Source organism: Paenibacillus sp. FSL K6-1122 (assembly GCF_037977015.1).
GTDB classification, from domain to species: Bacteria; Bacillota; Bacilli; order Paenibacillales; family Paenibacillaceae; genus Paenibacillus; species Paenibacillus amylolyticus.
The window spans coordinates 6,501,042-6,527,943 of the sequence record NZ_CP150272.1; the positions used below are offsets into that span (position 1 = coordinate 6,501,042).

23 protein-coding genes are annotated in these 26,902 nt (G+C 46.6%); 8 read left to right on the forward strand and 15 right to left on the reverse strand.

Going from position 1 to position 26,902, the window contains the following annotated elements:
- Window positions 1–246 precede the first annotated feature (246 nt).
- From NSQ20_RS28990 to prfA, 3 genes are all read right to left on the reverse strand, one after another.
- Window positions 247–1,467, reverse strand: a complete 1,221-nt coding sequence (locus NSQ20_RS28990; RefSeq protein WP_076319224.1) for an FtsW/RodA/SpoVE family cell cycle protein — start codon at window positions 1,465–1,467, stop codon at window positions 247–249.
- An 85-nt stretch (window positions 1,468–1,552) separates the two neighbouring features.
- Window positions 1,553–2,437 (reverse strand): peptide chain release factor N(5)-glutamine methyltransferase, encoded by an 885-nt coding sequence (prmC, locus tag NSQ20_RS28995; protein WP_339200074.1) that lies wholly within the window; start codon window positions 2,435–2,437, stop codon window positions 1,553–1,555.
- Between the two features lie 24 nt (window positions 2,438–2,461).
- On the reverse strand, window positions 2,462–3,529 hold the full coding sequence (gene prfA / locus NSQ20_RS29000; RefSeq protein WP_017691918.1) for a peptide chain release factor 1: 1,068 nt from the start codon (window positions 3,527–3,529) through the stop codon (window positions 2,462–2,464).
- Window positions 3,530–4,050: 521 nt separating this feature from the next.
- Here prfA and NSQ20_RS29005 point away from each other — a divergent pair.
- Window positions 4,051–4,905 carry a carbon-nitrogen hydrolase family protein gene (locus tag NSQ20_RS29005; RefSeq protein ID WP_051447271.1) on the forward strand — a complete coding sequence of 285 codons (855 nt, stop codon included), beginning with the start codon at window positions 4,051–4,053 and terminating at the stop codon, window positions 4,903–4,905.
- 139 nt (window positions 4,906–5,044) lie between these two features.
- Here the strand turns inward: NSQ20_RS29005 and ychF are convergent, their stop codons facing one another.
- On the reverse strand, window positions 5,045–6,145 hold the full coding sequence (gene ychF, locus NSQ20_RS29010) for a redox-regulated ATPase YchF (RefSeq protein ID WP_339195840.1): 1,101 nt from the start codon (window positions 6,143–6,145) through the stop codon (window positions 5,045–5,047).
- A gap of 192 nt (window positions 6,146–6,337) precedes the next feature.
- Window positions 6,338–6,808, reverse strand: coding sequence for a GNAT family N-acetyltransferase (locus NSQ20_RS29015; protein WP_036612595.1), 471 nt, complete (start codon window positions 6,806–6,808; stop codon window positions 6,338–6,340).
- 213 nt (window positions 6,809–7,021) lie between these two features.
- Between NSQ20_RS29015 and NSQ20_RS29020 the strand changes: the two genes are divergently transcribed.
- Entirely contained in the window at window positions 7,022–7,456 is a 435-nt protein-coding gene (locus NSQ20_RS29020) for a hypothetical protein (RefSeq protein WP_036612598.1), read from the forward strand.
- A 128-nt stretch (window positions 7,457–7,584) separates the two neighbouring features.
- Here the strand turns inward: NSQ20_RS29020 and NSQ20_RS29025 are convergent, their stop codons facing one another.
- The 10 genes from NSQ20_RS29025 to NSQ20_RS29070 all read right to left on the reverse strand — a co-directional run bounded on the left by NSQ20_RS29025 (window position 7,585) and on the right by NSQ20_RS29070 (window position 22,133).
- A complete protein-coding gene (locus NSQ20_RS29025; RefSeq protein ID WP_339195844.1) occupies window positions 7,585–10,833 on the reverse strand; it encodes an S-layer homology domain-containing protein in 3,249 nt (1,082 codons plus the stop codon).
- Window positions 10,834–11,517: 684 nt separating this feature from the next.
- The gene (gene fni, locus NSQ20_RS29030; RefSeq protein WP_339195847.1) at window positions 11,518–12,585 is read right to left on the reverse strand and encodes a type 2 isopentenyl-diphosphate Delta-isomerase; all 1,068 of its coding nucleotides are present in this window, start codon (window positions 12,583–12,585) and stop codon (window positions 11,518–11,520) included.
- Window positions 12,586–12,919: 334 nt separating this feature from the next.
- Window positions 12,920–14,401 carry a phytoene desaturase family protein gene (gene crtI, locus NSQ20_RS29035; protein WP_315370814.1) on the reverse strand — a complete coding sequence of 494 codons (1,482 nt, stop codon included), beginning with the start codon at window positions 14,399–14,401 and terminating at the stop codon, window positions 12,920–12,922.
- Window positions 14,398–15,546, reverse strand: a complete 1,149-nt coding sequence (locus NSQ20_RS29040) for a glycosyltransferase family 2 protein (protein WP_315370813.1) — start codon at window positions 15,544–15,546, stop codon at window positions 14,398–14,400. Before NSQ20_RS29040 ends, crtI (NSQ20_RS29035) begins: the two co-directional genes overlap by 4 nt.
- Before the next feature lies 1 nt (window position 15,547).
- On the reverse strand, window positions 15,548–16,309 hold the full coding sequence (locus tag NSQ20_RS29045) for a lysophospholipid acyltransferase family protein (RefSeq protein ID WP_036612609.1): 762 nt from the start codon (window positions 16,307–16,309) through the stop codon (window positions 15,548–15,550).
- Complete coding sequence (locus tag NSQ20_RS29050; protein ID WP_127549021.1) at window positions 16,278–17,045, reverse strand: carotenoid biosynthesis protein; 768 nt, start codon at window positions 17,043–17,045, stop codon at window positions 16,278–16,280. Before NSQ20_RS29050 ends, NSQ20_RS29045 begins: the two co-directional genes overlap by 32 nt.
- Window positions 17,045–17,917 carry a phytoene/squalene synthase family protein gene (locus NSQ20_RS29055; RefSeq protein WP_127549019.1) on the reverse strand — a complete coding sequence of 291 codons (873 nt, stop codon included), beginning with the start codon at window positions 17,915–17,917 and terminating at the stop codon, window positions 17,045–17,047. The genes NSQ20_RS29050 and NSQ20_RS29055 overlap by 1 nt, the downstream gene beginning before the upstream one ends.
- Window positions 17,914–19,377, reverse strand: coding sequence for a phytoene desaturase family protein (crtI, locus tag NSQ20_RS29060; RefSeq protein ID WP_315370812.1), 1,464 nt, complete (start codon window positions 19,375–19,377; stop codon window positions 17,914–17,916). Before crtI (NSQ20_RS29060) ends, NSQ20_RS29055 begins: the two co-directional genes overlap by 4 nt.
- Window positions 19,374–20,924 carry a phytoene desaturase family protein gene (gene crtI / locus NSQ20_RS29065; RefSeq protein WP_315370811.1) on the reverse strand — a complete coding sequence of 517 codons (1,551 nt, stop codon included), beginning with the start codon at window positions 20,922–20,924 and terminating at the stop codon, window positions 19,374–19,376. The genes crtI (NSQ20_RS29060) and crtI (NSQ20_RS29065) overlap by 4 nt, the downstream gene beginning before the upstream one ends.
- Window positions 20,925–21,188: 264 nt before the next feature.
- The gene (locus NSQ20_RS29070; RefSeq protein ID WP_339195853.1) at window positions 21,189–22,133 is read right to left on the reverse strand and encodes a MerR family transcriptional regulator; all 945 of its coding nucleotides are present in this window, start codon (window positions 22,131–22,133) and stop codon (window positions 21,189–21,191) included.
- A gap of 267 nt (window positions 22,134–22,400) precedes the next feature.
- Between NSQ20_RS29070 and NSQ20_RS29075 the strand changes: the two genes are divergently transcribed.
- From NSQ20_RS29075 to NSQ20_RS29100, 6 genes are all read left to right on the forward strand, one after another.
- Window positions 22,401–23,876, forward strand: a complete 1,476-nt coding sequence (locus NSQ20_RS29075; RefSeq protein ID WP_315370810.1) for a phospholipase D family protein — start codon at window positions 22,401–22,403, stop codon at window positions 23,874–23,876.
- Window positions 23,877–24,002: 126 nt separating this feature from the next.
- A complete protein-coding gene (locus tag NSQ20_RS29080; RefSeq protein ID WP_315370809.1) occupies window positions 24,003–24,626 on the forward strand; it encodes a TetR/AcrR family transcriptional regulator in 624 nt (207 codons plus the stop codon).
- Complete coding sequence (locus NSQ20_RS29085) at window positions 24,623–24,964, forward strand: multidrug efflux SMR transporter (protein WP_017691902.1); 342 nt, start codon at window positions 24,623–24,625, stop codon at window positions 24,962–24,964. The genes NSQ20_RS29080 and NSQ20_RS29085 overlap by 4 nt, the downstream gene beginning before the upstream one ends.
- A complete protein-coding gene (locus tag NSQ20_RS29090; RefSeq protein WP_017691901.1) occupies window positions 24,964–25,278 on the forward strand; it encodes a multidrug efflux SMR transporter in 315 nt (104 codons plus the stop codon). Before NSQ20_RS29085 ends, NSQ20_RS29090 begins: the two co-directional genes overlap by 1 nt.
- A gap of 302 nt (window positions 25,279–25,580) precedes the next feature.
- A complete protein-coding gene (locus tag NSQ20_RS29095; protein WP_280523080.1) occupies window positions 25,581–25,712 on the forward strand; it encodes a hypothetical protein in 132 nt (43 codons plus the stop codon).
- A gap of 213 nt (window positions 25,713–25,925) precedes the next feature.
- Complete coding sequence (locus NSQ20_RS29100) at window positions 25,926–26,873, forward strand: TetR/AcrR family transcriptional regulator (protein ID WP_282320065.1); 948 nt, start codon at window positions 25,926–25,928, stop codon at window positions 26,871–26,873.
- Window positions 26,874–26,902: the final 29 nt, after the last annotated feature.

Consider the following 26,902-nt stretch of genomic DNA (forward strand, 5'->3'; position numbering starts at 1 on the left):
AAATCTAGCATTCTATCATTTCCAATTGAACTCAATATTACTATTGTATAAAAATGGATGATAAAATGGAAATCTGGATGCTTCAGGATGACTATTAAACCATTCAATGGCCCGACTCACACTCTAAAAACAATAAAAACCCCAAAACATCCACCCCTTGTAACTTGGGTTGGTCTGTTCCAGGGTTTAATAGTTATATCGTTATTTACGCTTATACACATATATCTTACGTTCTGTTCACGAGAGTTATTGCTCTTGCTGCGACTGCTTCCGTCTGAACAACTTCATGACCATCTCAGTGATACTGAGTTGTTCTGACGAACCCAGGATATCTTCATTTTCTTCCGTATGAACTTTAATACTCATGACAACACCCATACTAAGCATGTTGAGCACAAGAGAGGTACCGCCGAAACTGATAAATGGAAGTGTGATCCCTGTTAATGGCATCAGACCGATAAACGGACCAATATTAACAAAAATCTGATAGAGAAGCATCGAAATAATACCTACAATCAGGTACGGCCCAGCCCGATCTTTGCACTCCAGTGCGATCAACACCAGCCTGTGAATCAGAATAAAGTAGAGCAGTAACAATACCGATGCTCCAACAAAACCGAATTCTTCACCAATCTGCACAAAGATGGAATCCGCATATGCGAGCGGTACTCGATTGGACTGGATTGTCGTACCTTCGAGATACCCCTTACCACTGATTCCTCCGGAACCGATGGCTAACTTGGCATTATAGGTCTGCCACAATACATCTCTGGATGTCTGTTCTGGCACGAGCCAAGGGTCAAACCGCTCAGCCCAGTGAGCACGTCCAATATCTTTGAGGAAATTGGCAACTTCATCATGATAATGAATATAGGCCTGTGTTCCACCAATAAAGGCAGCAACAGCAATCACGAAACCAATCAGTGCATGGCTGAATTTCACATTGCCAATCCACAACAGACCGACAAGAATGACTACATAACTCAAAGCATTCCCCAAGTCATTTTGAAGCAGAACCAACAACAAAGGAGGCAAAACGCACAGTGCGATCGGAATGACATCACGCCCGAAGAATAAGGGTCTGTTTTTCTTTCTCGCAAGCAGAGCAGACAGGAAAACGATTAAACACAACTTAAATAATTCCGCAGGCTGCAAACTCAGGCCAAATATGGATAACCAGCCTTGGGCTCCATAATACGTAACACCGAAAAAGTTAACGATAACGAGTAGCAGTAAGCCCACACCGTAGATATATAAATAGTTTTTGATGATCACTTTATAGTTAATCATGGACATTCCGAAGAATACGATGAAACCTATAATATAGAAAATCCCTGCCTTTTGAGGGTAGGATTCCCATCTCGGACGACCAAACGTTGTACTGTAAATCGATAAAATACTGATACCCATCAGAATAACGAGTATAAAGACAATAGAATAGTCTATCTTTTTAAATTTGTGCAGCATGTAATTATGTTCCCCCAAGCATTCAGAAATCTTCGGTATATCTCATTGTAGAGGATTTCACGGCAAAAAGAAAACCCGCGGAACCTTACATTTTCGTCACCTGTTCCGAAGTACGAACACCCAGGACATGCCGCTCGATTCCGGCAAGGTCCGGTACAATGATAATTTCCGGCCAATGTCCCGCCGTTTCAAGCAAAGCTGCGATGTCGCGAGCCTGCCCTTGGCCCAGCTCAAAACCAATGATCTGCGGCGGCGCAGGCAACAGCGCCAACTGCTCCAGCATGATACGGTACGGTGCAAGCCCGTCCGGACCGCCGTCCAGTGCCATGCGCGGTTCATGATCGCGCACCTCTTGTTGTAACCCGGCGATATCAGCCGCCGGGATGTATGGCGGGTTGGACACCAGGATGTCCACCCGTGCCCCGGCGAACGGGGCCAGCAGATCGCCTTCACGGAAGTCGATCTGTACCCCGTTCGCGGCCGCGTTCCGCGCGGCCACTTGCAGGGCAGCCGCCGAGAGATCCCCGGCGCCAACCCGCCAGCGCGGGCGCAGTGAAGCCATCGTCACCGCGATGGCGCCACTGCCCGTGCCGATATCGACGGCGAGCGGAGCGCCGTCGGGAAACACGCGGTCGGCTTCGCGTAGCACAGCCTCGACCAACAGCTCGGTCTCCGGCCGCGGAATCAGCACGGCCGGCGTGACCTCGAACGGCAGCCCATAAAATTCCTGGCTGCCGATAATGTATTGCGCCGGCTCACCCGCAGCCTTGCGCGTGACGGCGTCCTCCCAGCGGCTGCGATGCTCGCTGGGAAAAGGCTCCGGCTGCATCATGTAATACGCGGCGCCATAAACGCCGAGTACATGTTCCAGCAGCAGCCGGGCATTGTTTTGCGGCTCGTACACGCCGCACTTCTCCAAAAAAGAGGAAGCCTCCACGAAGGCTTCCCGACAGCTCTGTTCCGGCGTCATGACAAACTGCGCGCGGGTCACAGATTATTCTCCTCTATCCATCAACTCGGTCTGCTGAGCAATCGTCAGTGCAGACAAGATATCTTCAATCTCCCCGTTCATGATCTGATCCAGCTTGTGCATCGTCAGACCGATACGGTGATCCGTCACACGGCTTTGCGGGAAGTTGTACGTACGAATACGCTCACTACGGTCGCCCGTTCCCACTTTGCTCTTCCGCTCAACAGAGATCTTCGCTTCCTCTTCCATACGTTTCATATCGAAGATACGTGTACGCAGAACCTGCAACGCTTTTTCCTTGTTGGAGTTCTGTGATTTTCCATCCTGACATGTCGCCACAATTCCCGTTGGAACGTGCGTTACCCGTACTGCGGATTTCGTGGTATTAACCGATTGTCCACCTGCACCACTGGAACAGAACGTATCAACACGGATGTCTTTATCATGAATTTCGATATCAAAATCTTCGGCTTCAGGCATAACCGCAACCGTTGAAGTTGACGTATGAATTCGTCCGCCGGATTCGGTTGTCGGAATACGCTGTACACGGTGTGCGCCGCTTTCGTATTTCATTTTGCTGTATGCGCCACGTCCGTTGATCAGGAAAACAACCTCTTTGAATCCACCGAGATCATTTGTGTTAACGTCCATCAGCTCTACACGCCAGCCTTGTGCATCTGCATAACGTGTGTACATCCGATACAGATCTGCTGCAAACAACGCTGCTTCATCTCCACCAGCTGCTCCGCGAATCTCAACAATAACGTTTTTGTCGTCATTCGGATCTTTTGGCAGCATGAGTACACGAATCAATTCGTCCAGTTCCTTCTGGCGAGTGCTCAGTTCGTCAATTTCCATTTTGACCATTTCGCGCATCTCATCATCCAGTTTCTCACCCTGCATTTCCTTTGCAGCTTCGAGATCCTGACTTACCTGTTTGTATTCATTGTACGCTTCATAAGTTGGTTGCAGATCGGATTGTTCTTTGGAGTATTCCCGCAACTTTTTGTTGTCACTTGCCACATCCGGGTCACACAAAAGTTCGCTCAACTTGTCATAACGGTCGGCTAACGCCTGTAATTTATCCAACATGTATAGTCACCTCACACATTATTTTGTCCATGCAAATATCGTTTTTAATAATTATTTCGGTTTCATTATTCATAACATCTATAATCTATATTCCACAACGCACAGGATTCACACCGAATCCCCTGACCGCAGCATGTATTCACATTCCTGTATGATCGACGTATAACATCGCTACAACGTCATCAAATCCTTTACTTTTAAAGTGAAATCAAGAAATCGCGTACCCTGTATGAAACTCGCTTAAGCTCATCTGTTCAAGCGCGAATTTTAACGTGGTATACGACTCTTAATTATAGCATATTCTTATGGTTCTGAATAGTAACTGTTCCGCATGCGGATGAACTAATTTTTATAATTCAATTTTCTCAACTTTCACTCGTTGTCATTCCGCTGATGGATTCGCCTACCGAGAATGTTTGTAACAAATAGATCATTCAAGTTTATTTCTGATGTTGTAAAATATATACAAGGGCTCTATAATTCATAGTTTTGATATTTTAGTTTAGGAGGGAATGGATGCTATGAACTTAACACCAGCTGTTTTTCCAACAGAAAAATTAAAGATTGCTTTGGCACAATGTTCTTCGATCGACGGAAATATTGAAGAGAACGTTAATAGGGCTTATGAGATGATTGAAGAAGCTGGAAAAGAGCACGCCGATATTATCATGTTTCCAGAAAAATATCTGACGGGATATGTGCCAGAAATCGTAGAATCCAATGTAACTGAATATACACTCTCCATTAATGATGCGAGGATTGATAAGTTGCGTCAAGCATGCAAAAAGTACGGCATTTGGTCAATCATCGGAACCCCTGTAATAAGAGGCGAGGATGTGTTCATCTCTTCAGTTATAATAGATTCCAATGGACATGAAGTGGGTGTTTATGACAAGTCTCATTTATTTCAAACGGAGAAAGAAATGTTCTCAACCAATAATGAGCAGGTCATCATTAAATTAAAGGGCTGGAATATTGGGATGGCCATCTGTTATGACGCAGGTTTCCCTGAACATTCTCGTCTTTTAGCACAAAATGGCTGTCATTTATATATGGGTAGCTCTCTTTTTAGTAAAGGAATGGGGTACAAAGAGTCACGAGTATGGTTTCCTGCCCGCGCTCTGGATAATACGATATTTACAGCGATGTGTAATCACGTTGGAACAACCGGAGTCTGGGATACGTGTGGACATAGCGGTGTATGGAACCCTCTAGGTGATAATATAATTGATGCCTCGCAAGACAACGTTGAGTTGCTCATAGCTGAATTAGACCCCGATCTTCTTAATCAAGCTAGAAATGGCGAAAGAATGCTTGCGGATTCGTTTGATATAAATAAAGAACACTATTCTTTCAAGACTATTGTTGGTAACTAAGCAAACCTCGTATGAATTGAGCGTACATAAGTACATTACGATTGAGGTGGCCCCTTACATCGATACTAAAAACCCTACAATCTTCACAAGAAGATCGTAGGGTTTTGGTTATTGAATCTAAATATAAACGAGTAACAACTTATACGTTGAAACGGAAGTGCATAACGTCGCCGTCATTTACAACGTACTCTTTACCTTCAAGACGAAGTTGTCCGCGCTCTTTGGCACCGTTCATGGAACCCGCTGCAACCAGATCGTCGTAGGAAACCACTTCTGCACGGATGAATCCACGTTCGAAGTCGGTGTGAATGACACCCGCTGCGCCAGGCGCTTTGGTACCTTTGCGGATTGTCCACGCACGAACTTCCTGTACACCTGCTGTGAAGTATGTGTACAGACCGAGCAATTTGTAAGCCGCTTTGATCAACAGGTTCAGACCGGAATCCTCGATACCGAGTTCTTCCAGGAACATTTGTTTATCTTCGCCTTCCAGCTCAGAAATCTCTTCTTCAACCTTCGCACTGATTGGCACCACTTCTGCGTTCTCAGCAGCTGCGAATTCTCTTACTTTTTGCACGTAAGCATTGTTCGCCACGTCGCCGATTTCGTCCTCAGCTACATTGGCTGCGTACAGAACAGGCTTCAAGGTAAGCAAGTGCAGATCGCGCACGATCAGAAGCTCATCATCCGTAAGTTCCATGCTGCGTGCCGGCTTGTCATCGTACAGAACAGCCTTCACTCTCTCCAATACTTCTACTTCTTGAGAGGCAATCTTGTTGCCGCCCTTCATGTTTTTCTTGGAGCGATCGATTTTCTTCTCAACACTCTCGATATCGGCCAGGATCAGCTCCAGATTGATCGTCTGGATGTCGCTCACCGGGTCAATTTTACCGTCGACGTGTGTGATGTTCTCATCTACAAAGCAACGTACCACGTGTACAATTGCATCTACTTCACGAATGTGAGCAAGGAACTTGTTACCAAGACCTTCGCCTTTGCTCGCACCGCGAACAAGACCAGCGATATCTACAAACTCAAACGCCGTTGGTACTGTTTTCTTAGGTACAACGAGTTCTGTCAGTTTGTCCAGACGCTCATCCGGTACTTCAACAATCCCCACGTTAGGGTCAATTGTACAGAACGGATAGTTTGCCGATTCGGCACCTGCTTGTGTAATTGCGTTAAACAATGTAGATTTACCAACGTTAGGCAAACCCACGATTCCAGCTTTCAAAGCCATGTATATGACAACTCCTCATTGATTACTTGTTCGGTATGGATAATCCTATACATTATATATGACAAACCTCAAGGCATCAAGGAACTTCGCCAATTCGACCAGAGTCCCATACGCTTCCCGAAATCCCCGGTTACTGCGGATAATTCGTTTTGCGCAGATCTTAAGTTTTGCCTAGAATATCCGCTATTAGGTTTACCCTTTTATTTCCTTGTACATGGTTAGATCCGTTACCTCATATCCCATCTTGCGATATAGGCTGCTCGCCCGCACATTATGTCCAAAGACATGCAAACCAATGCGATCCACGCCAAGACTCAAGGCCGTCTGTTCAAGCGCCTGCATTGTCTCTGTTCCGTATCCCTTACCACGGTGCACTTCTTCAACCACGATATCCAGCAAAAAAGCATCTTTTCCACGACGATTATCCGTGATATTAAACCAGATATACCCTACATTTCCGTCCACAGGATGCACCAGATTGTAGAGATATGCTCCGGGTGTGTTCAAGCCTTCTGGCAGATAACGTTCATAAGATTCCTCCGCCAGTCGCTGCGCCTCTTCCTCAGCCCAGGTACCCGCTTCTACTTTTTCCTGTGCAAAATCCTTAATCGATCGAATGCAAAAACTCGAATAATCTTCCTGATTCATTGGAGAAAGTTCCATGTTGTTTACCTCCTTATTTCGAGTGATCTTAATTATGTATCATCTCTGTGCAGTCCTTTTTGCACTACTAGTATCTTATTGTATCCTGTTCTTCCGCTTAGCGCATAAAGTTATTCTGACGATTCGGTTTTCAATTTTCATATTTATCCATTTTAATCAAAACTTTTGATCTCATCCCATCGTTTATACCTCATAGGAAAGGAGTGGATCTTATTGAACACACGTCGCCGATTCTCCAAAAAGAAAATGATTATCTTATCCGCTATCATACTCGGAATCGCCATAGTCGCTTTTATGAGCTTTCTGAATGCAATGGATCCCTTTCGCCACTTAAGAATCACGATCCACAATCAGTCCGACTATGACCTCACCCATATTCAGGCCAGCCTGGTTCAAGGCGACAACTCGTTTAACAACAACGAGAGTGGCTCCACCTACATATTCGACAAGGATATTCCCAGCGGAGCAAACGTGAAATTCGCCCCGCAACTGAAACGTTCCGGGGAGGGGGTCGTCTCCTTGGCGTTCACGGACAGTCGCGGAAAAACCTATAACAAAACGGTTTGCGGTTATACGGAATACTTGTCCGGCAATTCCTACGTCACTGTAACCAATGAGAATGTCACCGTGAAAGAAGAATGTATGTAAAAGGTAGATCAGTCAATCATCAAATAAACATGCAATCTCCCTTTAGGAAGATTGCATGTTAGGGTCCTATTTTATTTCAACATCGTTTATCACCGTTAAAAGTTAGTAAAAAGAACTTTACGGGCCTTTTACTTCTTGCTATGCAATAGGTTATAGATTATCATTGCAGCCTCCTGTCGGGTTAGCTGCTTTTTAGGCATAAACTTCCGATCGGGGTATCCTTTCATAACAGATTCTTGAGTTACAAGACTGATACTATTTCTAGCCCAATTGGAGATCATTTGGTTGTCATCGTAAAGTGTGAATGATGATAATACATAACCTTGTTTTTTCATTACGTTCTCAATCATACTTGATGCTTCTTCTCTCGTAACGTCCACATTCGGTCTAAGCGAACCATCACTGAATCCTTTAAGTATACCTTGTTGTAATGCAGGAGTTATCTCCGAATAGTACCAAGAGTTAGATTGAACATCGTTGAATTCATTAATATAAGGAACCACAGAATTATATCCAAGGGCTCGTTTTAAGAAGATTGCAAATTCGGCTCTCGTCACTTTTTGATGTCCACCAAACGAACCATCGGAATAGCCTTTGACAATTCCCTTCTGTGCCAAGTAGATAATAGCCTCCTTCGCATAACTCTTTTCTATATCTCTAAAAGTAACACTTGCTGGATTTTTCACTTCTCCATTTGAACCCACAACTTGAGTATCAATTGTAATGCTGTCGTTTTTCCCCGTAACCGCACTAGGGAAAGGGATATTATTAACATTATGGTAAGGAGGAATAGGATAATTATATCCATATACCGTTGCACCACTTCCATCTGCTGGAGTTGTTACAGCAACCGTCTGCTTGCCAATGACCTCTTCTGATCCATCAGGTCTGACACGAACAGCGATGACATTATACTCATAATATTTATTTCGTTCGACGCCCACTTCACTAAACTGCAACTTACCGTTCACAGCAGTCACCATACCCTCATCACGTGTTTCTCCAGTGGCAGTATTCAAATACGTCTTACGATAAACACCGTTTCCTAGAGGTTCGTACTTCGTTTGTGGATTACGTTCAACGTAATGAACTGCTCCTTCAATAGGTTGATATTCAAAGGCAATCGTTGCGTTCGAGGCATTCATTGGAGCCACATTCATTGGTTGAGGTATGCCCGCCGTCTGCACTTCGATTGTACTAGATTCAACCTTTCCGTATTTGTTACTCGCTACAACCCGATAGGTATATGTTCTTCCTGGCTGGAGCGTGTACGCTATCATCGTATTTGAATGACCTGACCATACTTTACTCACTTGATCCTGGTAAATCTCATAATGGGTTGCTCCCTCCACCAGATTCCATTGTAGGTCCACTCTATTATCGTACACTCGATTGACTCTGATGTTAATTTGGCCTTTCGGTGCCACGTCCTCAGTCACCTTAGGTATCTTCACACTTTTAACTGCAGGAGGACCTTCATTGTCTCCGTCCCGGCCAATCACTTTATAGATGTATGTGGTGTCAGGTGTAACATTCCCATCCTCGTATGAGGTTGACTTAGTGATCGCTAAAGGCTGATCATTACGAGTAATCACATACTCTACTGCATGGTCTACCTTGCTCCACGTAAGTCTAACTTTGGTGGAATCCAGCGCTTCAGCTCGGAAATCTGGTGGATATGTAATAAAATTTCTAATTCCGATTGTAAATTTCGCTTCTTCACTGTAAACATCGCCTTTGCGAGCTACTAATGTATACTTAGTGATCGAATTAAAATTCACACCTTCATGCACATATTCTAAAAGCGGACCCTCATATAGAATTTCAGAACCACTCTTGAGAATATATTGTTCAGCACCTTCCACTGCATGCCACTGCAACCGAATCGCATTATTACCCACAGCACTCGACTGGGAGTATCTAGGACTATCTAGTTTCGTGATCACAGGTTCCCCATCAGCTAGCGTCGGAATAACGTAAGGATCTTCAGGAGTCCCCTGTCCTTTAAATTCCACATTATTTTTTAAGAAGGCTTTATATTTGAAGTTTTGTACCGCGCTGCCTGCTGCAACAGAGTTTATATGATTATTTGGGAATGCATCAGATCCAGTGGCTATCTCCGTAAAAACAGGCCCCTTATTACCATGTTTTGCATTTTCATATGTATTAGGATTAGCCAAAGCCAGACTGGATATCATCTGATTCGGACGATTAGGATCATTTAGAACAACCCCTGTATATTTCTCTAAATCCTCCTTGGTAACGATCCCTACAGGAGATGAATAGCCATGAACGTACTCCCCTGTATCAAACGCATTGACATTCCACCATAGCGTGTTAAAAGGAGACTGCTTGTCTTCTTTAATTTTATTTAGTTCATAGCCCACACTATCTGCGAACTTGGAATACAGGTCTACTCTCCATCTAGCACTATCACCTTGTGTATCAATGTATTTAGAAACGGTATTCTGAGAGATTAAGGTTTGATTATCCACGAGGTACCATTTACCGTATTGCTTAAGATCAACGACTGATCCAAACCCCGCCTTGGAAACTCCTAAAGTATAAGCATCCTTTGCAGGAGGCGTAATAATAAACTCGACTGAGTCTTGAGTGGAGTCTGTAGAATTCGTCCAAGCTAACTTGATCACATTTTTCTCACCTTGTTTCAAACCATTAATGAGAGCACTTGAGCTGGATTGGCTGTTCAGATCAGTATTTTTCACGTCATTGACGTACACCTCAGCCAGTACATTGGCATCTTGCTTGTAAAACAGACTGATCGCATTGCCATTCACAAGCCCCCAGTTTACATAAGCGAAGCCACCATTAACAATCTCTAATTCACCTGAAATTTTCCCCGTAAAATCAATTCTACCCGCATCATCGTAGATTGGCGCAGGTCCCTTCAATCTAACGAAGAGTAACTCTTGTTCTCCGTATTTTTCCCCGTCATAAGCGAGAACTCCGATCCTATATGTTTCATCTGGTGCAACTCTTGTTATTGTGTACGTTCTTATATTTTTATCCATAGCAACTTCTCGATTGACAGTAACAGCATATTTAGTTGCTCCGGGAACTTCATCCCAAGACACCGTTATGGAGTTTTCCGTTGTCGTTACCGTTACGTTAGGTTTCGGCAAATATGACGTAGTAATAGTGTCACTTATTGTTTCAATTGATGCAGACGTATTAGTCGTGTTGGTATTATACGAGTCTATAAAGTTATCACTCGACTTGGAAGACTCCGTAGTTATTTTATCTGTACGAGGCTCATAATTTGCATGAGCTACTTCTGTCCCTGCTCCTGAAATCAGTAGATTAACCAACAATAAATTAATAACTAGCATGAAAATTAATACGTTCTTGAACTTCATGTATGTATCACCTCTTAGAAATTGTGTTTAATGCCTCATATGTATGATCTTAAAAAACCTGCATTATTACTTTGGATATCTAAAACTTAAATATATACTTATAATTTCGAAATTTTAACTTCTAGTCTTGAATCAATCCATCCTTTCCTTAATTTCAAGTGAGTCTTCGTGCCTATAAAATTATTAAAAACCATTCCTTAAGACTCATCAATCATAAAGTGTAATGTATTAACAAACAATAAAAAATTTTACTTTGAATTAAATCTTCATCTTGTTATACATTACAAAAAAGCATGCCGTTGATTATCGACATGCTAAAAGTAATACACCAATATTAATCAATTGACTTGTCGCAGTCTACAGTTGAAGTGCCAAGTTCGGTCCATGAACCGTTCCACGTTTCCCTCACATTCTAACGAACCCGAGAGACACTATTCAGCATTTTTCCTGCGTTTTGAAAATCTAACGAACTATAGACTCGTTATTTACTCTTTCTTTGGCGTCATCCGCTGCAAATCGCAGTTTTCTAACCCATTAGCGTGTGTGAGATTCGTTAGATTCCCAACTAACGCCTATATTGCCAAATAAGGTGTTGCAGGTTCGTTAGCGGAAGTTGCTCCATCGGGCCCAGCGCATACTCTCACAAGTCAAAACTGTTCAGCAAGACTTCACCTCTGGTTTTATCTAACGCCGTTCCACCAGACGTGATGTCTGCTTCAGATCCTCAATCCGACCTGCACCAATGCCAAACATGACAGTACGAAGTTCAAACTCAACCTGTTCCAGCCGCTCATTCAGCGCATCATCGGAAGCTACTGCGGATTCGAGAAGAGATCGACCAAAACCAGCGAGATCCGCACCGAGCGCGAGGGCTTTGGCCGCATCCACGCCAGTGTGCAGTCCACCGCTGCCAATCAGGGCACCAGTAGGATTCAGCGCTCGTACTTCCTGAATACACTCCGCTGTCGGAATGCCCCAGTCGGCAAAAGCTTCAGCTGCTGCCCGGCGTACCGGGTTATTGTTGCGGTACTTCTCTACCTGCACCCAGCTTGTGCCCCCTGCTCCGGCTACATCAATGAACGCGACACCCGCTTCATATAGGCGTTGAGCCGTCACGCCATCGATGCCAAAACCTACTTCTTTTACGCCAACAGGTACGTCTAGCTCACGACACAAGTTTTCAATCCGCTGAAATAATCCGCTGAAGTTGGTGTTACCTTCCGGCTGAAAGACTTCCTGCAAGGTGTTTAGATGAAGCACGAGCATGTCCGCACCCGCAATATCTACAGCACGCTGGAAGTCAGCTGTTGTGAAACCATAGTTCAGCTGCACCGCACCCAGGTTGGCAATGACCGGGATGTCCGGTGCCCAGCGCCGCACATCGAAGGTACTTGCAAGTTCCGGCTGTTCTACGGCAGCCCGGATCGAACCTACGCCGAGCGCCCAGCCTCTGGCGTTTGCTACTCGGGCGAGGCGCTCATTGATGGCGCCTGTTGTTTTGCTTCCACCCGTCATCGAACTGATGAGCAAGGGTGTACGTACTTTTTTGCCAATAAACGAAGTCTCCAGATGCACCTCTTCAAAATCCAGTTCCGGCAGTGGGTGATGGCGAAACGCAAACCGCTCCATACCGCTGGTTACCCCTTCTCCTGCCACATTCTCCTCAAGACAGAGGCGCACGTGCTCTAGCTTCCGTTCTCCCGTAGCCACTTCGGGAAGCAGCCGTTCGCCGGCTCGCTCTTGTTCATTCATGATGAGACCTCCTATGTGAGAATCGTGCGGATCGACAGGATAACCTGCCCGTTCCTTACTTCTATGTATATACGTCTTTTGCAAAAGACAAAAACATTAATCCTATAAGCATTGCAGCTCAGCAGTTTAACTCTATCCAGTATAACGTTCCAAACCGGCTATTGAAAGGATGCCCCGACACCAAATGTCTCACTTAAATCCCGGAGCACCACTATCTCATACCTACTCAACAGCACGGATCATCTGTCGCATCTTCGAAGCTGGTTAGCAGAGACGATACACACGCACATGGATCAACAAAACACATTTTCACTCCATCATCTGCACAACAAACTTATCTCAAGATTTCCGATGCCAATTGCTCCCCAACAAGCTGTCCGGACAACGTCACTATCGGGGTTCCGCCGCCTGGATGTGTCGTTCCGCCGACGTACCAGAGTCCTTGTACATCTTTGCTTCGGTTGCCTGGTCGCATAAAGGTCTGCTTCACCGAGTTGGACGAGATGCCGTAGATCGACCCTTGATGCGCCAAGGTATCCCGTTCGATATCTCGCGGTGTGTACCGGATCAGCACATCGGATTCATTCAACCCGGTAATTCCCCGCGCTGCCAATTGTTCCAGCACAAACGCTCCGTAACGTTCCGTCTGCTGCTCCCAATTCCATGAATCCGACAAATAGGGGGCATTGACCAGAATGAACAGATTACTGGCTCCCACCGGAGCCATGCCCACTTCCGAATAACCGGAATAACAGATGTAGATCGTGGGATCGGCGGGCATTTTACGGTCACGGAAAATATGGTCGAACTCCGGTTCATACCGTTCCGGGAAAAAGACCGTATGGTGTAACAACGCATCATATTGCCTTCGCACACCTGCCAGCGTCACAAATCCTGAAATGGATGGCTCATACTTCTGTATGCGCGCATCGCTCATCTCTTTCCGGTGTTCCGGTGCGAGCAACAGTCGATTCACGCTAAGCACATCTCCATTGGCAACCACTTGATCTGCTTCGTGAGAGCCTTGATCCGTATCCACGCCTGCCACTTTGCCATTCCGAACAACAATCTGTCGGACCTCCGTGCCGGTAATGATTCGTACGCCTTTTTCCTGTGCCAGCCGGGTCATTCCTTCGATCAGTTGATAGGTTCCGCCTTTGACCCCGTAGATGCCGACTTCTGCTTCCACATGCCCCATCATGGCAAAAATGGAAGGCGATTGATACGGCGATGATCCCACATAGGTCGCGTACCGTCCGAACATAGCCAGCGTATGCGGATGTCGGAAATACGAGCGTAGCAGCTTATCCAGCTTCACCGTTGGCCGCACGCGGAGCAGGCTGCGCAGCATCTGAAGATTGTATTTGTCAGAAGGAGACAGCAGCAACTTACCCAGAAAATGACGATTGGCTTCCGCATACAGTGCAGCAGACTCATCCATAAACGCATCATAACGAGCCGCATCCTCCGGACTGTACGCAGCGATCTGCTCCTTCATCCACCCGCGATTACCTGACAAATCTACCACTGTGCCATCTGCAAATATATTACGTGTCCGCGGCTCTAACTCATATAATTGTACGTAATCTTCCATTGCTACACCCGCATGGTCGAAGACTGAACGAAAGGTCGATGGCATCGTGATTGTGCTCGGTCCACGGTCAAAATGATACCCGTCCCGCTCAATCTGCTGTAGCTTGCCACCTACGTGTTGCTGCCGTTCCAGAATCGTTACCTGCACACCTTGTGAAGCCAGTCGTATCGCACACGACAGACCTCCAAATCCTGCACCGATTATAATGACGTTACCTCTCAACTGTACCGCCTACCTTTCCATACATACCCCTTGCCGGAGCGGCCTGCCTGCCAGGAAGCGAATCCGATGGCAATGACACAGGCCATGCTGACTGGTTGCAGAAGGGCAAGCCACCAGGGTTGTCCGCCAGCATGATCCGCTACTCTTTTCACAGCCATACCTAATAATGTTCCTAACAATCCATACAGAATGGACATCGAACTGCCCATAAGGAGTCCAATAATCAATCCTAGTGGAGGCACAATATACATCAGTGTATACATCAACATCGTGCCCAGCAGCAGTACGTCTTTACGTCCCATACCTTCGTACATGTTTTTCTTATATCCGTTCCATACTTCTTCACCGTTCTGATACATGCGGGTATTCGTTACGTCATGCACGTCTGTCAGCATCACCGGATGACCTGCACGCTTAACCGCTTTGGCGAGACTCATGTCATCCACCAGATGCGCCTGAATGGCAGCATGACCACCGGAAGCTTCGTAACTGGAGCGATGAATCAGCAAAAAAGCCCCCGTAGCGGCCACAAACATCGGACTGGATGATCTGCGTATCATGAAAATGGGCAGATGACTGATGATGGTGAAGACCATCATGGGTACAACAAGCTTTTCCATCCACGTCTTCGTTACCTGATAAGGAAAACCGGTTACCAGGCCCCCGCTCTGCTCACACCCTGCCGCGAGAGTCTGCCGAATGGCACTTGGCTCCAGACGCACATCCGCATCCACGAACATATACCATTCTCCCTTGGCCTCCTGAACCAGCCTGTGGCACGCATGGGATTTCCCCATCCAGCCCTCAGGAAGATCGACACCATGCAGCAAACGCACACGTGCATCCCGATCCGCAATCGCTTGTACCATGGCCGCTGTCTCATCTTCGGAGCGATCATCCAGCACCAATACTTCCATCCGGAATCCTGACATATCGCTCGCGAGCACACTTTCCAGACATCCTTCGATATGTAGTCGTTCATTTCTGGCTGGAATCAGCACCGAGACCAGCAGGTCTGGTGGTTGTATTCGGTCTGCTCGGAATGAACGCACTTTGGGCAGACAGGAGACGTTCCATAGAGCGAATAGCAACTGTATGCCCAATATGCAGGTAAGCACAATCCAGAAGATTTCAGATGCATTCATGCTAACGGTTCACCCGCTTTCGTGCCGCATCGTATTTTTCACTTGTCGAACGTACATGACGAATCAGTGGAATCGCATCTGGCAAACTTCCCTGCCCCATCCGTATAAGCTCTGATCTATGATCGTCTAACTGCTGTTCCAGCACATGGCCGAGTCTGGCGGCAATCTCTTCACTCTTCAACGCCTTCCAGTCTTCCATCACAGCCGGGCCCGCCTGCATCGATATTTCCGGTAAATCATGCTGGACCATCCCATGGCACAAGGTTACCGGTACAGCAATGGCATTTGGAGAACGACGAAGTAACAATCCGATGCCTGGACGGAACTGAATCGGTCTGGCCTCCTGATGCAGAATTTCTCCTTGGGGAAAAATCCAGACCCTTTTACCTGAATCCAATAATTCACTGGTGTACTGTAGAGAGGTCCGAATACCGGACGCACTCTCCTTATTGATCGAATACGCACCCAATTTACGAAAAAAAGCATATTGCTGAAGCTGTTGCTCCTCCATCATCACATAATGATCACCCCGCGATGTCTGCCTGGCCGCATGATAGAGCAGCAGACCATCCCACCAGGAGCTGTGATTCATGAAATAGATCACCGGACGAGTCGCTTCAATCGGGGAGTTGTCCCTGATGTCCACCTGCGGGTCCAGTGACCCTGTGAGCGTGAAGGAGCGGAAGCGCCGACGTAGCAGATAATAGTGATTGTATAAGGCAAAAATACGATTAAACGGTTTTGATTTTACGGCGCGAATCATAGAGCCAGCTCCCTTCGGCAAGAAGCACACCAGCAATGGCGATGATAAAGCTGCCCGTAATCCCTTCCTTTAGAGCAAGCAGGCCGAACAGAAGAATAAACAGCTGATACAACCATTTTGCACGCAGCAATGAGCTACGGTCATTAGGCATGGCCGGAAGGAAAAGGGACAAGAATGCACCCATGATAAACCAGCTTATGTAATTGGACCACGGAACACCGTAGAATCCACCTGGGGCTTGCCACTCCCAGAATCCTCTTGCATGCGCAACAGGGTCGAGTACCAGATCAAGAACAATCGCCCAGAACCCGGTCTTCACTGCTCGAAGCAGTCTGCCAGTCCACGTTGAACCACCGCCACTTAACAGCGCCGAGTTACCCACCACTGCGATCCAGGCGAAACCCAGCGTAACTGGCACACTGAACAGATGAATCCCGAAGAAGTCTGAGTAGGCATACTCGCCAAAAGGCCAATGCGTATGAACGCCTACCCACTCTACGCCCATACCTCCAAGCCAGATAATCACAGAGGATATCCAGAGTCCGGGTTTCAGCCAGATGACTGACTGGTCGGACAGGCCTGTCCGATTACGCCCTTGATAGATCAGATCCAGCACATACAATGCGTAGAAGATTAGAAATAAACCATTTGAAAAAGATAATACGTCAGGCACACCGATCGTTAGCATCAAGGTTGCTCCAATGACATACCACGCCCAGTAAAGCCACTGGATCATCAGGATACCGCCGTTCGGGAGGCTTGATAGGCCAGCATCGGGTAACGTTTCACAATCGCACCCAGCATCTCCAGTTTCAATTCATCGCTAACATATGCCCGCTTGGTATATACGTCATAGTCGTTGCGTTCAACGGCGTGTAGAATGGTGGAGTAAAAGGCTGCTGCCAGCTCGATGGAAAATGCACTTTCCGTTGGGTACGTATCCAGACGATCCATGCCAATACGGAACCAGTTCAATGCTGCAGCTTTTAATTCATGAACAATGGCAATAAAACGTTCGTCCACAACCCCGTCTTCAAAGTCCTGCTCGGTGTAACCATGCTTCTCCATGATTTCCAGCGGAACATACCGACGCACTCTGGCCCGATCTTCACCAACATCCCGAATAATATTAACGATCTGCATCCCTTTACCCAAAGCAATCCCGTTCATCGCTACTTCTGCGCCGTTATCATCTCTCAATACAGGCAACAACATCTCGCCTACGGTTCCGGCCACCAGATAACAATAATGCTCCAGTTCCTGCATCGTTGTATAATGCGTTACTTTAAGATCTGTGAGCTGCCCTTCCATCTGACGGAAAAATGGCCCCTTATCCAGATGAGGGAAACTGCTGAACAACCATCTCAGTGCTGGCCAGATAAAGTGTCCTTCCGCATCGTCTAGCCGATCAAACAAATCATGGATCTCGTGAATCGTATATGGCGAATGTTCCGGCTCGTCTACACTGTCATCAATCATGCGGCAGAAGGCATAAATGACATATACCGCTTCCCGACGTGGACTTGGCAGCCCTCTAAAGGCCTGATAAAAAGAGGAAGAACCCTTTTGCATCAACTCTTCACACCTGCTCAAAATCGCTTCATTCATGTTCCCATCTCCTTCATGAGTTGATTGACGGCCATCCGTGCACTCTGCATTACAATCGGCACTCCGCCACCTGGATGTACAGATGCTCCTGCGGCATATAATCCCTTTATATTAGGGAATGGTTTGGGTTGCGGTCGGTATACACCGGACTGGAATAATACAGGTGCTATACCAAAGCTTCCGCCCCCATAGAGCCCGTCTCGCTCTGCGTCAGCGGGTGTACGTACCTTTTTCCACTTGATCGCTGCACGAAGTCCCGGGAATCCACGTTGCTCCGCTTCTTCCAGTACCCGTTCTGCCAATGCTTCACTCTCCTGATCCCAGTCGACACCTTCGGCATCTGGTACGGGAATGAGGAAATATAATACACTTTGTCCTTGAGGCGCTGCAGTTTCATCCAATGCGACCGGATTAAATACGTAAAATGAGGACTTTGCCGGAATGCGTCGCTGATTGAACACTTCCTGCAAACTGCCTTCAAGACTCGGTGGCAGGAAGAACTGGTGCGTCGTTGCATCTTCCCAGGTTTTGTCCACGCCCACATAGAGCAATACACATCCGGAAGAGGGACGATACGGTTTTCTTTTACGTGCTACCTCTGGTGATTGTCCAAGCAAACCTGATAGATGGGGGAAATCACCATTGTAGATAACTGCATCCACATTTTCTGCGCCTGCTGCCGTTTCTATACCTTCACACACACCATTTTTAATCTTGAGTCCGGTCACTTCCGAATTCAGCACGACACGCCCACCACGTGATATCAGTTCCTGTTCCAGAATAGCCGGCAATGCTGCATATCCACCTTTGACCATCCAGATGCCATATTCATGCTCTGCGTAAGGCAAAAGGGAATAGATACCTGGCGTTCCAAACGGTGATCCACCGATGTATAAACTTTGCAGAGAGTACGCATCAAGCAATTCCTCATGCTCAAAATAATCGCCTACCGCTTTCCGGACACTTTTGTGTGCACGCAATCTGCCCATGAGTGACATGAGCGAAGGGGTGAAGAAATCCCTTTTGCGCGGAAAAGCCCTTTCCAGAAACGCTGCCCTGCCTGCCGGAAACAACGTGTCCATATCTTTCATGAATCGTGAGAATCCCCGGCTCTCTCCCGGGAACAAACGTTCAATCTCCGCCGTCTGCTCTTCACGTGAGGTCATCTTGGTCATGACACGACCACTGTGGTAATGCACTCTGTATAACGGATCACAGCGAAGTAACTCAATCTTCGAACGATCTACGCCTGCTTCCTCCATTATGCCAAGTAACATCTCCGGCAACAGTACGATCGTTGGCCCCTGATCGATCCGATACTCGCCTTCCTGCTCATATCCAATGCGTCCGCCAACGCGGGAACCCCGTTCATACACGGTGACATCCCAGCCTTGACGGTTCAATAACAGTGCCGAAGTGAGTCCGCCAATCCCTGCGCCTACAATAGCGGCCCGCTTCATGAATGCCCTCTGGCTTCTGCCGTCTTCACATAAGAGGATGGCTTGGAACGTGTGCGTGCGTCCTCTTCCTGAATCAGTCTGACACTGATCCGTGCCGATTCGAAGATCGTGGGCAACCCGCTACCCGGATGTGTTCCGCCGCCTACCAGCCATACACTTTTCAACTCTTCAAACTGGTTATGGGGACGCAGATACATCATCTGACCCAGGTTATGTGCCATATTAAACGTTGCTCCGCGATACACATCTAGTTCAGTCTGCCAATCAAGTGGAGTGAACAGCATACATTCTTCAATACGGTTGCGTATGTCTGCCAGCTCAGGAATGCCTTCCATGCGTTTCATCATGGCCTCCTGCACATTCTCCCGTTCTGCCTCCCAATCAATATCTGCGGTAAGGTTAGGCGTAGGCATAAGAACATACAAAGCAGATTTCCCTTCCGGTGCCAGCGTCGAATCAAGTCTGGAAGGGTTATGAATATATAGAGATGGATCGGCTGATAACATTTTATGCTTTGTAATCTCATCAACGTTTAACCGGTAGTCCTCGGGAAAATAGATCGAGTGATGCGGCAGATCCACATCACCATCCACGCCCAGATACAGCATTGCTGTAGAGCAGGAATACTTTTTGCGTTTCATTTTCTCCGGGGTATATTTCTTAAGCACGCCTGGTTCAAACAGATGGTTAACCGCATGTGCAAAGTCGGCGTTCACCACCACATGGTCTGCTTCGATGCGTTCACCGTTCTCAAGCAACACACCTTCTGCACGACCATTGCGAACGATGACCTGTTTCACCGGGGTGGAAGTATGTATGCGTCCTCCGTATTCTTCCACGACATCGGCCATGGCTTGGAAGATCCGATTCACGCCGCCAATGGGGTGGAACAATCCGTAGTGATGCTCAATAAACGATAGTATGGTAAAGGTGCCCGGACAATCCCAGGCAGACATGCCAAGGTATTTGGATTGAAATGTAAATGCCCAGCGCAGACGCTCGTCTGTAAAATAGCGGGACAAGATTCCATAGACTGTATTGTGGACATCAAGCTTAGGTAGAGCTGTTACCGCATCCTTGCGCAAATAGTCAGTCAGCTTGCCAAAAGGACGACGGAGTAAAGGCATGACTTTGCCAAATTTCACTTCTTCTTCTTGCATGAACCGAAGGTAATTGTCTTCATTACCCGGAAACAATTCCTTAATCTGTGCAGCTGTATCTTCCCGATTACGAGAAGGCGTGAACACCTTATCACCAAAGTTCAGTGCGTACAGTGGGGTTAACTCTTTCATATGCACATAATCGGATAACTTACGTCCCACCACGTCAAACATCTCTTCAATCAGCTGAGGCATCATCAAAAATGTAGCACCGCGGTCGAATCGATATTCACCCAGTTCCAATCTGGCAGAACGCCCCCCGATGACTGGCTGTTTCTCATACACATCTACCTCGTACCCCTGACCGGACAATAACATCGCTGCTGCAAGTCCACCTGGACCTGCGCCAATGACAGCTGCACGTTTGCGTTGTTGATTCGGTATCATGCCACTCACCTTTCTATGTAGGGAATTCTATAGTTCTCTAGCCCCTAACCTATTATTAAACCGCCCAAGAATACTTTAAGCGGTAACTAGCAAAAACATTATACAAATATAATACAAATATTATACGAGCTTGTAAACCAAAAAATGACCCGTCGGTCAAAATACACTACTACTCCATTTATAAACACAAAAAACACCCTTTGATCACTTTCGTCAAAGGATGTCCTTTATACACTAACCTATTCATATCATTTGAGATTATGTTTAATTATTGGCCTGTCCAAACCGTGCACCAGGTGACCGCTCGGAGAGATATTCACGCTCCATCCACGACTGCCAGTCCGCAGAACTCTCCGGCATAATCCATTGCGGATAACGTGCATGCTCTGCACGCTCATAGCCTTTACCTCCAAGTACAAAGCGAATATGCGGGAACTCGTTCATAATCCGCTCGACGAGCTGATCACACCGTTCAAGAAGCCCTGGACTTGTGATCGACAGGCAGACCAACTTGATCTTCTGCTCCCGGATAATCGGGAAGATACCTTCTTCTGGCGTGTTCGCACCCAGATACAGTACTTCCGCTCCATTTTTGCGCATAAAGAGAGAGAACAGCAGCAATCCGACCTGATGGTGCTCCCCCTCCGGACACAACGCCAGAACTTTGGGCAGATGCGGATAGATCGGGAACAGATGGAAAAACTGATAAAACCGCTGTGATATCAGCTGTGTCATGAAGTGTTCCTGAGCCACCGAAGCCCTGCCTTGCTCCCATGCATCTCCAACCCGGACCAGAATGGGCACCAACACATGATAGAACATCGAGTCATACCCATACATGGTGAACCCAAAATCAATCAAACCATTGGCACGTTCACCCTGAAAGTTGTAGAGCGAGTCATAGATCTGATCAGCCATGCGTGCGTAGGCTTCTTCCATCGTAGGCACCGAAGCCATGATCGGCGTGGGCACAGCCTCGGGCGGATTTAATTTGTTTACTTTCAACATCCGTACCGCTTCCGAAATATTGGTCTGATGTAGCTCAACCTGTTCTTTCAACCAGCGCAGATCCGCAACATTCTCTTCGGTATACATTCGATAACCCGATTCCGTCCGTTCAGGGGTGACCGCACTATACCGATTCTCCCAAGCCCGGAGCGTCACCGTCGGGATACCGAGCATGGCAGCGACTTGTTTGATGGAATACACCTTATTACCCACTTTCTTTCCTAAATGTCCAGATTTCAAAGGTTATATCATTGGTTCCCCGTCCTTGTCAGGCATATGAAAACCCTAACATTCTACAAAAATAATACACTCATTATACACAACGCTCAGACACCTGTCGATTGCATACTGCCAATTTTGCCATATGCGTTTTACTGCTACATTCGTTATGCTAGCGGGTTCTCCTGCGTCAACGTTATCATCCGTGTGGTAATAGAAGTCAGCAAGTACAGAAGGGGGAGTCCACCGTTGGTCTCATTACGCCGCCATACATCAGACCGCAAGTCTTCACGCGGCAAATTTCCATACATACGAACAGGACTTGTCCTATTAGTCCTATGGCTCATCGCCGTCATGCTCTATCAGACCTACAAACCATTACCAGCGGGCATTTCCTACGAAAGTCCGGAGTATCGTGTGGATCAAGTCGAGTTCCTGCATGACCTCACTTATCCTTCCTCCGACGGACAGATGCAGCATGAACAACAGATATTCCAGCGCATGATGCAGATTGTCGAGGAAGCAGAGCAGTTTGTCCTGGTGGATATGTTCTTGTTCAATAATTATCAACATAAGGGACAGAACTTCCCACCTGTCAGTTCCGAATTTACCGAAGCGCTGGTCGCCAAAAAAAATCAACATCCTGATATGGACATCTGGTTTATTACAGATGAAGTAAATACCAACTATAACTCAGCACCCAATCCGTTGCTGGAACAAATGAAACAAGCAGGCATTCATGTGGTCATCACGGATGTGGACCCTTTGCGTGATTCAACTCCAGTATACTCTGCGGTCTGGCGGACCTTCTTCCAATGGTTTGGCCAATCTGGAGATGGCTGGATCAAAAACCTGATGGCCACGGATGGTCCGGATGTCACTGTGCGTTCCTATCTCAAGCTGCTCAATGTGAAGGCCAATCATCGTAAAGTTGTTGTTAGTGAGAAGACAGCGATTGTCTCTTCTGGCAATATCCATGATGCGAGTGCCTACCACTCGAATATTGCATTTGAAGTAACAGGTCCAATCATTGGCGATATTCTTCAGTCCGAGCAAGCTGTTCTAGACATCTCAGGCGGAGGCAAGGTTCCTGCCTACACAGCTCCTTCCTCGAATTCAAACACGGGAGATTTGCGAATACGCTATTTAACTGAAGGCAAAGTGAATGACGCTGTACTCCATGAGATCAATCAAGCTGGCAAAGGTGACACCTTATGGATGGGCATGTTCTATGTGGCCTCTCCGAAAGTATTGGAAGCCCTGCTGGAAGCCGCAAAACGAGGAACCGAGATCCGGCTTGTACTAGATCCAAATGAAAATGCTTTTGGTCAGGAAAAGATCGGGATTCCGAACCGTCCTGTCGCCGCTGAATTGCATGATAAATCCGACGGTAAAATACAGATCCGCTGGTATAACACCACCAAGGAGCAATACCATACCAAGATGATCTATCTTGCCAAAGCAACCGGAGATCATATTGTCCTAGGGGGTTCAACCAATTTCACCCCCCGAAACATGAATGACTACAATCTGGAGAATGATCTATGGGTTGCTGCACCTCCAGACAATAAGTTCACACTCGATATCGCGAATTATTTTGAGCGCATATGGAATAATAATGATGCCGAGTTCACGTTAGACCTGGATGAGTTCCAGGAGAAGACTACGTTTTTGAAAGGTATCCTATATAAGTTGCAACTGATTCTGGGTCTTACGACCTTTTGATCAGAAACCACATCCATACCTGTTATATCCGCCTGTACTCTACTGTGCAGGCGGATATTTTCATCTTGACAGGTGATGTAAAGTGTGAAAATATAATTACCTAACGACCGTTAGGAAGGTGATTGAATGACTGCACAATCCATTCGGGATGCAGCCCTGTTCCATTTTGCCAGAGATGGCTATGAGGGAGCTTCTCTGAAAGCTATTGCTGATGAAGTCGGGATTAAAAAACCGTCCATATATGCGCATTTCAGCTGCAAGGATGACTTGTTTTTACACACACTGGACTTTGCATTTCACGAGGTAAAACGGCACACACTGGAATATTTCCGCGATCATGCGGATCTGCCATTGGAGCAGAGGCTGAAAGGCTTGTTGATCTGGTTCGAACAAGAATACAATGCCCATGCTTCGGCTCGTTTGATGTTGCGTAATTGTTTTTACCCCCCCCTTTCTCTGTATGGCGAAGTGATGGATCAAGTGTATCCGTTTATCGATGGTATGGAACGCGCACTGACTCGTCTGTTGCAAAGGGCAATGCGTAATGAAGATATACCGCCCCTACCCGCGGAACAAGCCGCCATTGCATTTATGACGTTTCTCGACGGTATCACAGTGGAGATTATCTATGGAAGTTCCCGTCGGTACAAGAGACGGTTGGAAGCAGCCTGGCCTGTATTTTGGCATGGCATTCATCATTTGAACGACGAGGCACACAGCGTTGTGCCGGAAGGAGATTCAACAACATGAACCGCAACTGGTTATATGTATTTATCGGCGGAATTATTGAGATTGTCTGGGTAAGCGGGCTGAAACATGCCTCGAATGCCTGGGAGTGGACTTTAACGGGGATTGCCATCGTGATCAGCTTTGGACTGATCATTGCCGCTTCCAAAAGGTTGCCTGTGGGTACGGTGTATGCCGTCTTTACGGGAATTGGTACGGCGGGTACTGTCCTTACGGAAATGGTATTGTTCGGTGAACCGTTCCGCTTGGCCAAAGTATTGCTTATCGGGCTGCTGCTCTGCGGCGTAATCGGACTGAAGCTGGTTACGGATCAGCAAGAAGCCAAAGGAGGTGCAGTATAATGGCTTGGATGGCAATTGTAGGTGCAGGGATATGTGAAATTTTCGGCGTAATCGGTATTAATGGTGCTTCCACCAAGAAAGGATGGCCATACATCGTACTTATGCTGGTGTCGTTTGTGTTCAGCTTCTCGTTGTTGTCCTACGCCATGACGTCTATTCCGATGGGCACAGCGTATGCCGTGTGGACCGGGATCGGGACGGTCGGCAGTACGTTAACAGGCATGTTCCTGTTCGGTGAACGGAAAGAAGCGAAGCGTATCCTGTTTATCGCGATGATTTTGGTGGCAGCTGTTGGTCTGAAGCTCATCACGTAACGGAACAACTGAATTACACTCTTATATCTCCGATTGCAGTCCCACTTTCCGATCGCTGTTATCCCCAGATTTCTTTGATTCCCTTTGAAGAGGGATAAATCTGGTGATAAAGGCGAACACTTCGTTTCTTCAAGTCGGTTCTGCAATCTCCGTTATCGTGTAATTCTTAGCTTCCATTATGATATCTATTAAATCTTGTAATATAAATTAGACGACTTCGATCAGGAAGTCGTCTTTTTTGGAGAATGATATAAATAGGGAACCTCTTTATACTTTGCTACGTAAGAAAGGATGTCGTAATCATGAAAAAGTTATTGGCACGCATGGGCTCTTATACAGGGTATACCCTTCTGATCGGCATGGCCATCTTCTATCTTATCGCTCTAGTCGCCATTATTATACTCGCCTTGTACGCCTTCACTGGAGGAAACTAACTTATCCATTCTTGATACCTTATCCCTATCGTACATACAAGCTGTACCTTGTTACTTGCCGTGTATTCTTCCCTTTGATCAGTCTCTTTTCTCCGCTCTGATTTTCCAATTTACTCCCATTTGAATTCCTTCAACTAGATCGTTTATACTTAGTTTGACCCTAAAGTCAATTCAAGAACTCATAAGTTCCCTGATGAGGTGAAAGTATCGTTAATGAACCCTATACATGAGATGAATGAGAAGAAAAAACTCATCATTACTACAGCACTCAAGCTATTCTCGGCCAAAGGCAGTGCCGCAACCTCCATGCAGGAGATTGCAGAGATATGCGGGATGTCCAAGGGAAGCCTTTACCTTATATTTAAATCCAAAGAGGAATTGGAAGACAGCACGATGGAGTACTGTTTATTTACGCTCATAGACGAACTATCCCGGATCGAACATGAAGCTGACCTTACTCCGAGAGAACGTTCACACAAACAGATTGAGACACTGCTCGGCCATGTGTCAGAGCTAAAGGAATTTTTACGTGTGCAAATGCAAAGCATGATGATGAATGATGAGCCACATCGCAAGGAAAAATGCCATCCGCAGCATAAAGATCTGGAGGTCCTTACACTACACGGTTTCAAGGACAAACTGGAAGATATGTACGGACCGGAGATTGAACCCTATACGATAGATCTTATTTTGCTAATACAGGGTCTGTTCCTCTCCTACGTTAAGATCTGGTTTACGGAAATGCCTTCCCTTACCGTCTCCAAAATGGCAGCCAATATGCTGCAAATGATTGATTATGCAGCTTACGGATTGCTCGATCAGCGCCCTGCACCTTTGATTTTGTTGGAAGACTGGCCCGCATGGAATAGTGATCCAAACACAGACTCCACTGTGATGCGTCATCCCATTCACATCATCAAGCAAATGCAGGATATCGCTGGTTCCGATTTGCCCGCAGGGCAAACAAAGAATGATGTTCTCGAAACCATCGCCATCCTCAGACAGGAGATGATGGAATTCACACCGCGGCGTGCCATCATTCTCGGCATGATGCACAATTTGGAGAGCGTATCTGCCATCAAACCTTTGCACTCTGAGCTTAAGCACAGTCTGGATGCCAAGTATAGCCGGTTTATCCAGGCTAACTCGTCACACATATAAACAGGAGAAACAGAGAGGAGAAGAAACCA

Bases quoted from the DNA above. Each gene is read 5' to 3' on its own strand.
- NSQ20_RS29090 (WP_017691901.1), top strand. From the start codon at position 24,964: ATGGCTTGGATGGCAATTGTAGGTGCAGGGATATGTGAAATTTTCGGC.
- NSQ20_RS29085 (WP_017691902.1), top strand. From the start codon at position 24,623: ATGAACCGCAACTGGTTATATGTATTTATCGGCGGAATTATTGAGATT.
- crtI (WP_315370811.1), bottom strand. From the start codon at position 20,924: ATGATACCGAATCAACAACGCAAACGTGCAGCTGTCATTGGCGCAGGT.
- crtI (WP_315370812.1), bottom strand. From the start codon at position 19,377: ATGAAGCGGGCCGCTATTGTAGGCGCAGGGATTGGCGGACTCACTTCG.
- NSQ20_RS29015 (WP_036612595.1), bottom strand. From the start codon at position 6,808: ATGGAACTTTCTCCAATGAATCAGGAAGATTATTCGAGTTTTTGCATT.
- ychF (WP_339195840.1), bottom strand. From the start codon at position 6,145: ATGGCTTTGAAAGCTGGAATCGTGGGTTTGCCTAACGTTGGTAAATCT.
- NSQ20_RS29080 (WP_315370809.1), top strand. From the start codon at position 24,003: ATGACTGCACAATCCATTCGGGATGCAGCCCTGTTCCATTTTGCCAGA.
- NSQ20_RS29100 (WP_282320065.1), top strand. From the start codon at position 25,926: ATGAACCCTATACATGAGATGAATGAGAAGAAAAAACTCATCATTACT.
- fni (WP_339195847.1), bottom strand. From the start codon at position 12,585: ATGAATGAACAAGAGCGAGCCGGCGAACGGCTGCTTCCCGAAGTGGCT.
- prmC (WP_339200074.1), bottom strand. From the start codon at position 2,437: ATGACGCCGGAACAGAGCTGTCGGGAAGCCTTCGTGGAGGCTTCCTCT.
- NSQ20_RS28990 (WP_076319224.1), bottom strand. From the start codon at position 1,467: ATGCTGCACAAATTTAAAAAGATAGACTATTCTATTGTCTTTATACTC.
- prfA (WP_017691918.1), bottom strand. From the start codon at position 3,529: ATGTTGGATAAATTACAGGCGTTAGCCGACCGTTATGACAAGTTGAGC.
- NSQ20_RS29055 (WP_127549019.1), bottom strand. From the start codon at position 17,917: ATGAATGAAGCGATTTTGAGCAGGTGTGAAGAGTTGATGCAAAAGGGT.
- NSQ20_RS29005 (WP_051447271.1), top strand. From the start codon at position 4,051: ATGAACTTAACACCAGCTGTTTTTCCAACAGAAAAATTAAAGATTGCT.
- NSQ20_RS29095 (WP_280523080.1), top strand. From the start codon at position 25,581: ATGAAAAAGTTATTGGCACGCATGGGCTCTTATACAGGGTATACCCTT.
- NSQ20_RS29040 (WP_315370813.1), bottom strand. From the start codon at position 15,546: ATGAATGCATCTGAAATCTTCTGGATTGTGCTTACCTGCATATTGGGC.
- NSQ20_RS29045 (WP_036612609.1), bottom strand. From the start codon at position 16,309: ATGATTCGCGCCGTAAAATCAAAACCGTTTAATCGTATTTTTGCCTTA.
- NSQ20_RS29025 (WP_339195844.1), bottom strand. From the start codon at position 10,833: ATGAAGTTCAAGAACGTATTAATTTTCATGCTAGTTATTAATTTATTG.
- NSQ20_RS29050 (WP_127549021.1), bottom strand. From the start codon at position 17,045: ATGATCCAGTGGCTTTACTGGGCGTGGTATGTCATTGGAGCAACCTTG.